The sequence below is a fragment of the Enterobacter sp. Acro-832 genome, from assembly GCF_011752745.1.
Taxonomy (GTDB): Bacteria; Pseudomonadota; Gammaproteobacteria; order Enterobacterales; family Enterobacteriaceae; genus Enterobacter; species Enterobacter quasiroggenkampii.
Map to the genome: position 1 here is coordinate 622,035 of NZ_VWWX01000001.1, position 12,363 is coordinate 634,397.

The following is a 12,363-nucleotide window of genomic DNA, read 5'->3' on the forward strand; positions in this document are numbered from 1 at the left end:
CGGGTGGCGCTAACGCTTACCCGGCCTACCCTCGAGGATTTGGTAGGTCGGGTAAGGCGAAGCCGCCACCCGACACAAACATTTGTTACACTGTCACAACCGGTACCCTTGGTGCCAGAGCACACATCAGTTCATACCCCACCGTGCCCGCCGCGGCCGCCACGTCATCAATTTTGATTTCGTTACCCCACAGCTCAACCGGCGAACCGATACCCGCCTGCGGACATGGCGTCAGGTCAACGGCCAGCATATCCATTGATACGGTGCCTACCGTCCCCGTGCGAACCCCATCGACCCACACAGGCGTGCCGGTCGGCGCAATGCGCGGGTAGCCGTCGGCATAGCCGCCCGCCACGATACCAATCCGCTGCTCGCCCTTTGCCCGATAGCGGCTGCCGTAGCCCACCGTGTCGCCAGCCTTCAGGGTTTGCACACCAATGATTTCGCTGCGCAGGGTCATTACCGGCTTCAGGCCGCTGTTGGCGATATCCTGCCACTGGCCCGAGGGCGACGCGCCGTACAGAACGATCCCCGGACGCACCCAGTTGTAGTGCGCCTCGGGATGCCAGAGCGTGGCCGCCGAGTTGGATAGCGAGCGCGGGCAGTCCAGCCCTTCTGCCGCCTGCTCAATGCGGACCATGGCATCGGCAATGCCGTCCGGTTTTTCCGCGTCGGCAAAATGCGCCATCAGCGTCATTTCACCTACGTTCTTCAGCGCGCGCAGCTGCTGCCAGACCGTATGCACCCGCTCAGGCTGGAAGCCCAGGCGGTTCATGCCGCTGTTCACCTTGAGATAGATATCCAGCGGCGCGTGAAGCTTCGCATCCTGAATCGCTTTGATCTGCCAGTTGCTGTGAACGCTGGTGGTCAGCCGGTACTTATCCAGCAGCGGCAGATCGTCGGCGTGGAAGAAGCCCTCGAGCAGCAGTATGGGCCCTTTCCAGCCGCGCTCGCGCAGCAGAATGGCCTCTTCCAGATTGAGTAAGGCAAAACCATCGGTGGCGCTCAGCGCGCTCCAGATACGGTCAATGCCGTGGCCGTAGGCATTCGCTTTCACCACCGACCACACGCGTGCGCCAGGTGCCGCCCGGCGAACAATCTGCAGGTTATCCTTCAGGGCCTGCAGGTTCAGCTGAGCCAGAACAGGACGGGACATGACAACTCCTTAGTTATGCGCGCCGTGCAGGTGCTGTGGACGCGACGGCGTAAACCCCGATTGATAGCGCGCGGCGCTTAAATCGTCAAACGGAATGGCTGGCGTGCGTCCGGAAATCAGGTCGCTCAGCAGCTGGCCGGAGCCACAGGCCATCGTCCAGCCAAGGGTGCCGTGTCCGGTATTGGTCCACAGGTTTTTGAACGGCGTGCGCCCCACAATCGGCGTACCGTCCGGCGTCATCGGACGCAGGCCGGTCCAGAACGTCGCCTGCTCGACAAAGCCACCGCGCGGGAAGAGATCCCCTACCACCATCTCCAGCGTTTCACGACGCGGTTTCAGCAGCTCGGTATTGAAGCCGACGATCTCCGCCATGCCGCCTACGCGGATGCGGTTATCGAAGCGGGTAATGGCGATTTTGTAGGTTTCATCCAGAATGGTAGAAACCGGTGCGCCGCTCTCCTCTTTTACCGGAATGGTCAGCGAGTAGCCTTTTAGCGGGTAGACCGGAATATCGAGAATGCCCTTCAGCATGGCGGTGGAGTACGAGCCAAACGCCATGACGTAAGCATCCGCTTTGATCACCTCTTCGCCACACTTCACGCCGTAAATTTTTTCCCCTTCCGACAGCAGCTTGTCGACAGCGGTGTTAAAGCGGAACTTCACCCCCGCCTGCTCGCACATCTGCGCCAGACGCTGCGTAAAGAGCTGGCAGTCGCCGGTTTCGTCGTTCGGCAGGCGCAGGCCGCCCGTCAGCTTATGCGCCACTTCCGCCAGCGCCGGTTCAACCTGACCAAGCTGGCTGGCTTCCAGCAGCTGGTACGGTACGCCAGCATCTTCCAGCACGGCGATATCGCGGGTGGCATTTTCGTACTGCTGCGCCGTGCGGAACAGCTGCAGCGTTCCGCCCTGACGACCTTCGTACTCAATCCCCGTTGACGCGCGCAGCGCTTTCAGGCAGTCGCGGCTGTATTCCGCCAGGCGCACCATGCGCCCTTTATTCTCCATGTAGTGGCGGGTGTCGCAGTTGCGCAGCATCTGCCACATCCACTTCAGCTGGAACTGCGTGCCGTCAAGGCTGATGGCCAGCGGCGCGTGGCGCTGGAACATCCATTTAATCGCTTTCAGCGGAACGCCCGGCGCTGCCCACGGTGCCGCATAGCCGGGAGAGATTTGCCCGGCGTTCGCCGCGCTGGTTTCCAGCGCAGGGCCTGACTCACGATCGATAACGGTGACGTCATGTCCCGCCTGACTTAAATACCAGGCGCTGGTTACCCCAACGACACCACTTCCCAGTATGACAACACGCATAGCCACTCCATTATGTGCAAAAGAACAATCTTCTAATTACAGATTGATAACCTAGTTGAAAATATTATTCAACATACGACTTTTTTATGGTGACTTACCTCACACATCCCCCAGCATCAGGGGATAGTGCTAATTTGGGATCTCCTGCTGCGCGTTATTTTTAACCAGCATAATATGCTGAGGGACGCCCGTTTTTTGCCGTATCAAAAACGCGAAATCGCAAAGAAAAAATTTCTGCCTCAGCACGCTTTTTAACGCGTTGATCTATGCTTGAAAGGAGGCTCTCCAGACAGAGAGAGCACCCACAACGAGGGCGCGCTAATGGCTACTATTGATTCCCTGAACAAGGACAACACACGTCTGAGCGATGGACCCGACTGGACCTTCGAGCTGCTGGATGTTTACCTCGCCGAGATCGACCGGGTCGCAAAACTGTATCGCCTGGATACCTACCCCCATCAGATTGAAGTCATTACGTCCGAACAGATGATGGACGCCTACTCCAGCGTCGGGATGCCGATCAACTATCCGCACTGGTCGTTTGGTAAGAAATTTATTGAAACGGAGCGGCTGTATAAGCACGGCCAGCAGGGTCTGGCGTATGAAATCGTCATCAACTCCAATCCGTGTATCGCCTATTTAATGGAAGAGAACACCATTACCATGCAGGCGCTGGTGATGGCGCACGCCTGCTACGGGCATAACTCTTTTTTCAAGAACAACTATCTGTTCCGCAGCTGGACGGATGCCAGCTCCATCGTCGATTACCTGATCTTCGCCCGTAAATACATTACCGACTGCGAAGAGCGCTACGGCGTGGACGAAGTGGAAAAACTGCTCGACTCCTGCCACGCGCTGATGAACTACGGCGTTGATCGCTACAAACGTCCGCAGAAAATCTCCCTGCAGGAGGAGAAAGCGCGGCAGAAAAGCCGCGAAGAGTATCTCCAGAGCCAGGTGAACATGCTGTGGCGCACCCTGCCGAAGCGTGAGGAGGAAAAAACGATCGCCGAAGCGCGTCGCTATCCGTCCGAGCCGCAGGAAAACCTGCTCTATTTTATGGAGAAGAATGCTCCGCTGCTGGAGCCGTGGCAGCGTGAGATCCTGCGCATCGTGCGCAAGGTGAGCCAGTATTTCTATCCGCAAAAGCAGACGCAGGTGATGAACGAAGGCTGGGCGACATTCTGGCACTACACCATCCTCAACCACCTGTATGACGAGGGGAAAGTTACCGAGCGGTTCATGATGGAGTTTCTCCACAGCCATACCAACGTGGTGTTCCAGCCGCCTTACAACAGCCCGTGGTACAGCGGCATTAACCCGTATGCGCTTGGTTTTGCCATGTTCCAGGACATCAAGCGTATCTGCCAGTCACCGACGGAAGAAGACAAGTACTGGTTCCCGGATATCGCTGGATCTGACTGGCTGGAAACGCTGCACTTTGCGATGCGCGATTTTAAAGATGAGAGCTTCATTAGCCAGTTTATGTCGCCGAAGATCATGCGTGACTTCCGCTTCTTCACCGTGCTGGACGATGACCGCAACAACTATCTGGAGATCTCCGCAATCCACAACGAGGAGGGATACCGTGAGATCCGCTCTCGCCTCTCTTCCCAGTACAACCTGAGCAACCTTGAACCGAATATTCAGGTCTGGAACGTGGATTTACGCGGTGACCGCTCCCTGACGCTGCGCTATATCCCGCACAATCGCGCGCCGCTGGATAAAGGGCGTAAAGAGGTGCTGAAGCATGTGCATCGCCTGTGGGGCTTTGACGTGCAGCTGGAGCAGCAGAATGAAGACGGGAGCGTCGAGCTGCTGGAACGTTGCCCGGCGCGGTTGAATACGCTGTAGTGCAGCCTTTTTTGCCCGGTGGCGCTACGCTTACCGGGCCTACAAGACCCGTAGGTCGGGTAAGGCGTAGCCGCCACCCGACGAAAAAAAACCTCTCATACGAGAGGTTTTTTATTTCAGCGGCTCTGAATCGCCAAATCGCCCGGCAGCGTTTTCTGCATACGGTGCCAGATTTCACCGGAATCGTGACCGTAGCGGCGCACCGTCTCATAAACCTGATCGTGCAGGCCTTCAGAGCACAGCTTGCTCAGCTTATGGTAGAAGCCCAGCGCCAGGCTGCGGGCTTCTGGATTGGCAAAGTAGTGGCGGCCAATGCGGGTGTAGAGCCCTTTCATGCCGTTGAGGATCAGACCGTACACCGGGTTGCCGGAGGCAAACGCCAGCCCACGGAAGACGTTGTAATCGAGGGTGGCAAACGCGTCGGCGTGATCTTCCACTTCGTTGGCACTGGCCAGTACCGCAAGCGCATCTTCCGGATGCTGACGGAAAGCCGTACGAATGAAGATCGTCGCGATGTTGGTGCGAACGGAGAGCAGATTATCAATGAGCTGTGGCACGCTTTCATGATCGAGACGCGCCAGCGTTTCAAGAATGTTCAGCCCGGAGGTTTCCCAGAAGTTGTTCACTTTTGTTGGCTTGCCGTGCTGGATCGTCAACCAGCCATCGCGCGCCAGTCGCTGAAGCACTTCACGCAGCGTGGTGCGAGTGACGCCAATCAGTTCAGAGAGTTCGCGTTCAGCCGGAAGAATGGACCCCGCAGGGAAACGATTATTCCAGATGCTTTCAATGATGTACTCTTCCGCGAAACCCGCCGGGCTCTGCGCCTTAATGACCATAGTGAGATTTCCATTACACAGCTTTAGCAAATTGGACTCATCATACCAGAGGCACGCAGTGGCAGGTAGCGCGGCAAAGAGAGAAAAGAGGGATCGCCGTTTCATTTTTGTGAAATTTACACTGCAGCGTTATCCGCCTCCGGCCCGCGATTTTTGCGTATACTGATGTTTTGTCTTACTTGACGGGGAAGGACGTCTGTCGTGGAAATTTCATTTGGGCGCGCGCTGTGGCGCAATTTTTTAGGCCAGTCTCCTGACTGGTACAAGCTTTTACTTCTGGTGTTCCTGGTCGTAAATCCCCTCCTCTTTAGCGTGAACCCGTTTATGGCCGGGTGGCTGTTGGTGGCGGAATTTATCTTCACCCTGGCGATGGCGCTGAAATGTTATCCCCTTCTGCCGGGCGGACTGCTGGCGTTTGAGGCCGTCGTCATCGGCATGACCCGCGCTGAGCACGTCAAGGCCGAGCTGGCATCCAATCTTGAAGTGCTTCTGCTGCTGATGTTTATGGTGGCGGGCATCTACTTTATGAAACAGCTGCTGCTGTTTATCTTCACGCGCCTGCTGCTCAGCATTCCGTCGAAAATGTTCCTCTCGCTGGCATTTTGCCTTGCGGCTGCCTTCCTGTCGGCCTTCCTGGACGCGCTGACGGTGGTCGCGGTAGTGATAAGCGTAGCGGTGGGGTTTTACGGTATTTATCACCGCGTGGCCTCCTCTCGTCCGGGCGAGGATTTGCAGGATGACAGCCACGTCGATGCGCATAACCGTGAGGTACTGGAGCAGTTTCGCGCCTTCCTGCGCAGCCTGATGATGCATGCCGGCGTCGGTACCGCTCTGGGGGGCGTGATGACGATGGTGGGCGAGCCGCAAAACCTGATCATTGCCAAAGCGGCGGGCTGGCACTTCGGTGATTTCTTCCTGAGAATGGCGCCAGTGAGCGTGCCGGTGCTGATCTGCGGTCTGGCGACCTGTCTGCTGGTGGAGAAGTTTCGCCTCTTTGGGTACGGAGCACAACTTCCGGAGCCGGTGCGCCAGGAGCTGCATAAATTTGATCTGCAGAGTCGACGCCAGCGGACGCGCCAGGAGACGCTGCGCCTGATTGCTCAGGGGATCATCGGCGTCTGGCTGATCGCCGCGCTGGCGTTCCATCTGGCTGAAGTGGGGCTGATTGGCCTGTCGGTCATTATTCTCGCCACCACCTTTACCGGCGTAACGGGTGAGCATGCCATCGGCAAAGCCTTTACCGAAGCCCTGCCGTTTACCGCCCTGCTGGCTGTGTTCTTTGCGGTCGTGGCGGTGATTATCGACCAGCATCTGTTCGCGCCGATTATTGCCTTTGTCTTAAAGGCGTCGCCGGATGCTCAACTGTCGCTGTTTTATCTGTTTAATGGCCTGCTCTCGTCGATCTCAGATAACGTCTTTGTCGGGACGGTCTACATCAACGAGGCCAAAGCGGCCATGGAGCAAGGCGTTATCAGCGCCGGACAGTTTGAGCTGCTGGCGGTGGCGATCAACACCGGCACCAACCTGCCGTCGGTGGCGACGCCAAACGGCCAGGCCGCCTTCCTGTTCCTGCTGACCTCCGCCCTCGCCCCCCTCATACGTCTTTCTTATGGCCGGATGGTGTGGATGGCGCTGCCCTACACGCTGGTGCTCACGATCGTGGGATTGCTTTGCGTCAAAATTACCCTCATTCCCTGTACGCAATGGTTGATACAAGCGGGTATACTTGCGGCGCAGTAAATACTGCAACTCGGGCAGTTCGCTGCCCGTTTGCCTTTTCGCACGATAAACATCCAATTACGTTTTATTTCGCCAGGTACAGGTGGCGCGAAAAACGAATTCGTTTACACTGCGATTTCTAAGCATGTTCCAGGGAAATGATTATGTTGAGATTTTTAAACCAGTGCTCCCGCGGTCGCGGAGCGTGGTTGTTAATGGCCCTGACCGCCTTTGCGCTGGAAATGGTGGCGCTATGGTTCCAGCACGTGATGGGACTCAAACCTTGCGTGCTCTGTATTTACGAACGCTGCGCCCTGTTCGGCATTATGGGTGCGGGCCTGGTGGGCGCGATTGCCCCGAAATCGCCGCTTCGCTACGCCGCTATCGCGATCTGGCTGTACAGCGCCTGGAAAGGCATTGAACTCTCCTGGCAGCACACCATGATGCAGCTGCATCCGTCACCGTTTATGACCTGTGATTTCGCCGCCCGCTTCCCGAGCTGGCTGCCGCTGGATAAATGGCTGCCGCAGGTGTTTGTTGCATCCGGTGACTGTTCCGTTCGCCAGTGGGAATTCCTGACCCTCGAGATGCCGCAGTGGCTGGTGGGCATTTTTGCCGCCTACTTCGTCGTGGCGCTGCTGGTGCTGATTGCCCAGCCGTTCAAACCGAAGAAACGCGATCTATTTGGGCGCTAATTCGCCCGGCGGCGCTTCGCTTGCGCGGGCCTACGGTTTTGTAGGGCGGGTAAGCGCAGCGCCACCCGACATAATAAAAAACCCGCCTCGGCGGGTTTTTTAATCTCAGCGGGTCGGGTGGTTCATGATGTGGTCTTCCCAGTCACGCACCTCGGACTCTTTCACCGCAATATGGCGCACGGAGATACGCTCGCCGTGCATCGCCGCTTTTGAACCGGTCAGCAGCGGATGCCAGGCCGGCAGATCTTTCCCTTCCGCCAGCAGGCGATACGCGCAGGTATGCGGCAGCCATTCAAAGGTGGGCAGATTATCCCGGGTTAACTTGATGCAGTCCGGCTCAAACTCAAAGCGGCGCTCATAGTTGCGGCACTGGCAGGTCTTAATGTTGAGCTGCTTGCAGGCCACGTTGGTGAAGTAGATTTCATCCGTGTCTTCATCCATCAGCTTGTGCAGGCAGCACTGACCGCAGCCGTCGCATAAGGATTCCCATTCCGCATCAGTCATGTCGTCGAGAGTTTTGCTTTGCCAGAAAGGGATGTCGTTCATCAGGATGTCCACACGTCAAAAGAAAGCGCACCTTATAACGAGTCTGGCACGTCGTTGCAAGTTTTGCCGCCCTTTTCAGGCGGCAAGAGGAAGTTACAGCACGCGGGTTTTCAGCGACAGGCCGTTAAAACCGACCTCCAGTTCATCACCGCTCACGAGCGGACCAACGCCTTCCGGCGTGCCGGTCAGGATCACATCACCCGGCTTCAGGGTAAAGAAGCGGCTCATGTAGGCGATCAGCGGCACAATCTTATGGATCATGTCTGCCGTGGTGCCCTGCTGGCGGATTTCACCGTTAACCTTCAGGCTCAGCGCGGTGTCCTGCGGATCGCCGGTAAATTCGCTCACCGGCACAAACGCCGAAATCGGGCAGGAATTATCAAACCCTTTGGCTTTTTCCCACGGCTGTCCGGCTTTCTTCATTTTGCCCTGCACGTCGCGTAGCGTCAGATCCAGCGCCACGCCGTATCCGGCAATCGCTTTCTGAACATGCTCTTCGGAAGCCTGACGCAGCGTCGCGCCGATCAGCACGGCGAGTTCAACCTCGTGATGCACCGAGCCGAGCCCCTGCGGCAGGGCCAGCGGCTGGCGGATATCGCAAAGCGCCGTTTCAGGCTTAATAAACAGAACCGGCTCTTCTGGCGTCGCACTGCCCATCTCCTGAATATGTTTTGCATAGTTGCTGCCCACGCAAACCACTTTGCTGACGGGATAATCCAGTAATGCACCTTGCCAGTTATGATGTTGATACATGGTCGCCCCCTAAACGGTTGATGTGTTGTGCTCAAAAACAGTTGAGACTATTTTTTTCCGTTCGCCTCAAGATGCTGTTTTAATAAATTCTCCGGTGGCGGCGGAAGCTGTAAATAATAGCCCTGCTCGGCTAATGCCGTTTTCACTTTCTCCAGATCGGCATTCACCAGTTTCTTGCGACCATCAAGCGGCAGCAGCATCGCCATCTGCGGTCGGCCAAAGCTCTTCATTAATTCTTCAGGCACGCGTGAAAAATCGTCTTTCTTTTCGACATAAAGATAGGTCTGGTCACGGGTTGTACTTCTGTAGATCACACAAAACATGTTTTTACTCTGAATTAATGGGTGGTTGCTTGCCTCAATATACTCCTGACTATAACATGCCTGATACTCTTCGGAATATCGCAGCGAGTGGTTGCGGTTAATAGCAAATTGAGTAAGGCCAGGATGTCAAACACGCCCATCGAGCTTAAAGGCAGTAGCTTCACCTTATCAGTGGTACATTTGCATGATGCAAAACCCGAGGTTATTCGTCAGGCGTTAGAAGACAAAATCGCCCAGGCTCCCGCCTTTCTGAAGCACGCCCCTGTTGTGATCAACGTCAGCGGTCTTGAGGCGCCGGTTAACTGGAAACTTCTCCAGCAGGCCGTCTCCTCTACCGGACTGCGTATTGTCGGCATCAGCGGCTGCAAAGATACTGAACTGAAAGCGGAAATCGACCGTGCGGGGCTGCCGCTTCTGAATGAAGGCAAAGAAAAAGCCCCCCGTGCGGCACCCGTTGCCGTCGAAACGCCCCCTCCTGCGGCGCAAAACGTTACAACCATCACAAAAACGCGAATGATTGATGTGCCGGTTCGTTCCGGTCAGCGCATTTATGCACCAAACTGTGATCTGATTGTTACAAGCCACGTCAGCGCTGGCGCTGAGCTGATTGCAGATGGCAATATTCACGTATACGGTATGATGCGTGGACGTGCGCTCGCGGGTGCAAGTGGCGATCGGGACGCGCAAATATTTTGTACTCACCTGACGGCGGAACTGGTGTCCATCGCAGGTGAATATTGGCTGAGCGACAAGATCCCAGCCGAATTTTATGGCAAAGCGGCTCGCCTGCTTCTGGCAGACGACGCGTTGACCGTTCAACCGTTGAATTGATCCCTTTTTAACAAGGAATTTCTATGGCACGCATTATTGTTGTTACTTCGGGTAAAGGAGGCGTTGGCAAGACCACCTCCAGCGCGGCCATCGCTACTGGTTTGGCCCAGAAGGGAAAGAAAACCGTCGTTATCGACTTCGATATCGGCCTGCGTAACCTCGACCTCATCATGGGATGTGAGCGTCGCGTCGTGTATGACTTCGTGAACGTCATTCAGGGCGATGCCACGCTGAACCAGGCGCTGATTAAAGACAAGCGCACCGAGAACCTCTACATTCTCCCGGCCTCTCAGACGCGTGACAAAGACGCCCTGACCCGTGAAGGGGTAGAAAAGGTGCTCGACGAGCTGAAAAAAATGGAGTTCGATTTCATCGTCTGTGACTCCCCTGCCGGCATCGAAACCGGTGCTCTGATGGCGCTCTACTTCGCTGATGAAGCGATCATCACCACCAACCCTGAAGTTTCATCCGTGCGTGACTCAGACCGTATTCTCGGGATCCTCGCCTCTAAATCCCGTCGTGCGGAAAATGGCGAAGACCCGATTAAAGAACACCTGCTGCTCACCCGCTACAACCCGGGCCGCGTGAACAAAGGTGACATGCTGAGCATGGAAGACGTGCTGGAGATCCTGCGCATTAAGCTGGTGGGCGTTATCCCGGAAGATCAGTCCGTGTTACGCGCCTCTAACCAGGGCGAGCCAGTGATCCTGGATACAATGGCAGATGCAGGTAAAGCTTACGCCGATACCGTTGACCGTCTGCTGGGAGAAGAACGTCCTTTCCGCTTCATTGAAGAAGAGAAGAAAGGTTTCCTCAAACGCCTGTTCGGAGGATAAGTTATGGCATTACTGGACTTTTTTCTCTCGCGGAAAAAGAACACCGCCAACATCGCAAAAGAACGTCTGCAAATTATCGTTGCGGAGCGTCGTCGTAGCGACGCCGAGCCTCACTACCTGCCGCAGCTGCGTAAGGACATCCTGGAAGTGATCTGTAAGTACGTGCAGATTGACCCGGAGATGGTGACGGTGCAGCTGGAACAAAAAGACGGGGATATTTCGATTCTGGAGCTGAACGTGACGCTCCCGGAAGCGGAAGAGTCGCGTCCGTAGGTTTGTGATTTCGTAGCCCCGGTAAGCGCAGGGCCACCGGGGGAATATGCCGGGTTAACGCCCGGCATATTTTTTATCGCGGATAACCTTCCAGCAACGTATTCAGGCGATCGGCCATCAATTCCCCGCGCCATCCCGCCATCATTTCCGGTACGCCATTCTGCGGCTTCAGCTTCCAGTGCCAGTTCAGCAGCTGATTAATCTGACGGCGTGAGGCGAGCAGCTCCGCGCTCAGCTTGCTTTCCGTGGCCACCGTCTGCACCAGCGCTTTGATATCTTTAAACGCTTTGCGATAGCCCGGCATATCCATCAGGTTCAGCAGCGGTTCCGGCAGCGCGTCGTCGGGTAATTCCTGCGCTTTTGCGACCAGCGCCAGCAGGGTTTTGCCGTGGAAACGGATCTCACTGCCCGAAAGCCCAATGCTGTCCAGCTCGCCAAGGCTGCCCGGCATATAGCGCGCCACCGCCCAGAGATGTTCTTCGCGGACGACAAAGTTAACGGCCAGATCGCGCTCGCGCGCTTTACGCAAGCGCCAGTCTGCCAGCAGCTGCAGGCATGCCAGCTGACGCGTGCGCAGCTGCCAGGCGTTGCTGATGTCGCGCCAGGCCTCTTTCGGATCCACCACTTCCTGACGACGCTGCTGGGTCATACGGCACTCATCCAGCGCTGCCGGGAGCCATCCGGAGGCTTCCGCCTCTTTCATCAGCTGTCCGGCGATCGGCAGCAGGTAAAACACGTCAGCCGCCGCATACTCCAGCTGGCGGGCGGTAAGCGGACGCGCCAGCCAGTCGGTACGGGATTCGCTTTTATCCAGGGTCAGGCCCGTATACTCCTCCACCATGGCGGCAAAGCCCCATGAGAGCGGGCGACCGCTGAACGCCGCGAGGATCTGCGTATCAATCAGCGGCTGAGGCATGATGCCAAAGGTATTCAGAAAGACTTCCAGATCTTCACTGCCTGCATGCAGGTATTTCGTGACGGCGGTATCGAGCAGCAGGTCGCGCATCGGCGTCCAGTCGGTAATGCCGAGAGGGTCGATCAGCGACACGTTTTTACCGTCGTACATCTGAATCAACCCCAGCTGCGGATAGTACGTCCGGGTACGGACAAACTCGGTATCCAGGGCAATGGCAGGAAAGTCGCGCGTCACTTCGCACAGCGAAGCCAGCTCGTCGTTGGTCGTGATCATCTGGTAATTCAAATCGGATTCTCTTTTGTTTGCGCCCATAAAAA

At 56.4% G+C, this 12,363-nt stretch carries 13 protein-coding genes; 6 read left to right on the forward strand and 7 right to left on the reverse strand.

The window, feature by feature from the left end:
* Positions 1 to 85 precede the first annotated feature (85 nt).
* A complete protein-coding gene (dadX, locus tag F3J31_RS02860; RefSeq protein WP_008500515.1) occupies positions 86 to 1,156 on the reverse strand; it encodes a catabolic alanine racemase DadX in 1,071 nt (356 codons plus the stop codon).
* Between the two features lie 9 nt (positions 1,157 to 1,165).
* Positions 1,166 to 2,464 (reverse strand): D-amino acid dehydrogenase, encoded by a 1,299-nt coding sequence (locus F3J31_RS02865; protein WP_045908248.1) that lies wholly within the window; start codon positions 2,462 to 2,464, stop codon positions 1,166 to 1,168.
* Positions 2,465 to 2,785: 321 nt separating this feature from the next.
* Between F3J31_RS02865 and F3J31_RS02870 the strand changes: the two genes are divergently transcribed.
* Positions 2,786 to 4,318: a SpoVR family protein gene (locus F3J31_RS02870; protein ID WP_023293929.1), complete on the forward strand. Its 1,533-nt coding sequence runs from the start codon at positions 2,786 to 2,788 to the stop codon at positions 4,316 to 4,318.
* A 116-nt stretch (positions 4,319 to 4,434) separates the two neighbouring features.
* On the opposite strand, the gene fadR is transcribed toward F3J31_RS02870, so the two are convergent.
* Complete coding sequence (gene fadR / locus F3J31_RS02875) at positions 4,435 to 5,154, reverse strand: fatty acid metabolism transcriptional regulator FadR (protein ID WP_008500512.1); 720 nt, start codon at positions 5,152 to 5,154, stop codon at positions 4,435 to 4,437.
* Positions 5,155 to 5,355: 201 nt separating this feature from the next.
* On the opposite strand from fadR, the gene nhaB reads away from it, so the two are divergent.
* Both nhaB and dsbB read left to right on the forward strand, forming a co-directional pair.
* Positions 5,356 to 6,894, forward strand: coding sequence for a Na(+)/H(+) antiporter NhaB (gene nhaB, locus F3J31_RS02880; RefSeq protein WP_167211240.1), 1,539 nt, complete (start codon positions 5,356 to 5,358; stop codon positions 6,892 to 6,894).
* A 143-nt stretch (positions 6,895 to 7,037) separates the two neighbouring features.
* Positions 7,038 to 7,568, forward strand: a complete 531-nt coding sequence (gene dsbB / locus F3J31_RS02885) for a disulfide bond formation protein DsbB (RefSeq protein WP_045908244.1) — start codon at positions 7,038 to 7,040, stop codon at positions 7,566 to 7,568.
* Between the two features lie 105 nt (positions 7,569 to 7,673).
* Here dsbB and F3J31_RS02890 read toward each other — a convergent pair whose 3' ends face one another.
* From F3J31_RS02890 to F3J31_RS02900, 3 genes are all read right to left on the reverse strand, one after another.
* Complete coding sequence (locus F3J31_RS02890) at positions 7,674 to 8,114, reverse strand: YcgN family cysteine cluster protein (protein ID WP_045908282.1); 441 nt, start codon at positions 8,112 to 8,114, stop codon at positions 7,674 to 7,676.
* A gap of 93 nt (positions 8,115 to 8,207) precedes the next feature.
* Positions 8,208 to 8,867 (reverse strand): fumarylacetoacetate hydrolase family protein, encoded by a 660-nt coding sequence (locus tag F3J31_RS02895; RefSeq protein ID WP_167211243.1) that lies wholly within the window; start codon positions 8,865 to 8,867, stop codon positions 8,208 to 8,210.
* Between the two features lie 47 nt (positions 8,868 to 8,914).
* Positions 8,915 to 9,190: a YcgL domain-containing protein gene (locus F3J31_RS02900; RefSeq protein ID WP_008500507.1), complete on the reverse strand. Its 276-nt coding sequence runs from the start codon at positions 9,188 to 9,190 to the stop codon at positions 8,915 to 8,917.
* Positions 9,191 to 9,313: 123 nt separating this feature from the next.
* Here F3J31_RS02900 and minC point away from each other — a divergent pair, with 123 nt between their 5' ends.
* Genes minC through minE form a run of 3 tightly spaced genes read left to right on the forward strand, consistent with a single transcriptional unit; the run spans position 9,314 to position 11,130 of the window.
* The gene (minC, locus tag F3J31_RS02905; RefSeq protein ID WP_045908243.1) at positions 9,314 to 10,021 is read left to right on the forward strand and encodes a septum site-determining protein MinC; all 708 of its coding nucleotides are present in this window, start codon (positions 9,314 to 9,316) and stop codon (positions 10,019 to 10,021) included.
* Positions 10,022 to 10,044: 23 nt separating this feature from the next.
* Positions 10,045 to 10,857, forward strand: a complete 813-nt coding sequence (gene minD, locus F3J31_RS02910) for a septum site-determining protein MinD (protein ID WP_008500505.1) — start codon at positions 10,045 to 10,047, stop codon at positions 10,855 to 10,857.
* Positions 10,858 to 10,860: 3 nt separating this feature from the next.
* The gene (gene minE, locus F3J31_RS02915) at positions 10,861 to 11,130 is read left to right on the forward strand and encodes a cell division topological specificity factor MinE (protein ID WP_008500504.1); all 270 of its coding nucleotides are present in this window, start codon (positions 10,861 to 10,863) and stop codon (positions 11,128 to 11,130) included.
* Between the two features lie 73 nt (positions 11,131 to 11,203).
* Here the strand turns inward: minE and rnd are convergent, their stop codons facing one another.
* Entirely contained in the window at positions 11,204 to 12,331 is a 1,128-nt protein-coding gene (rnd, locus tag F3J31_RS02920) for a ribonuclease D (protein ID WP_111967062.1), read from the reverse strand.
* Between the last annotated feature and the right edge of the window lie 32 nt (positions 12,332 to 12,363).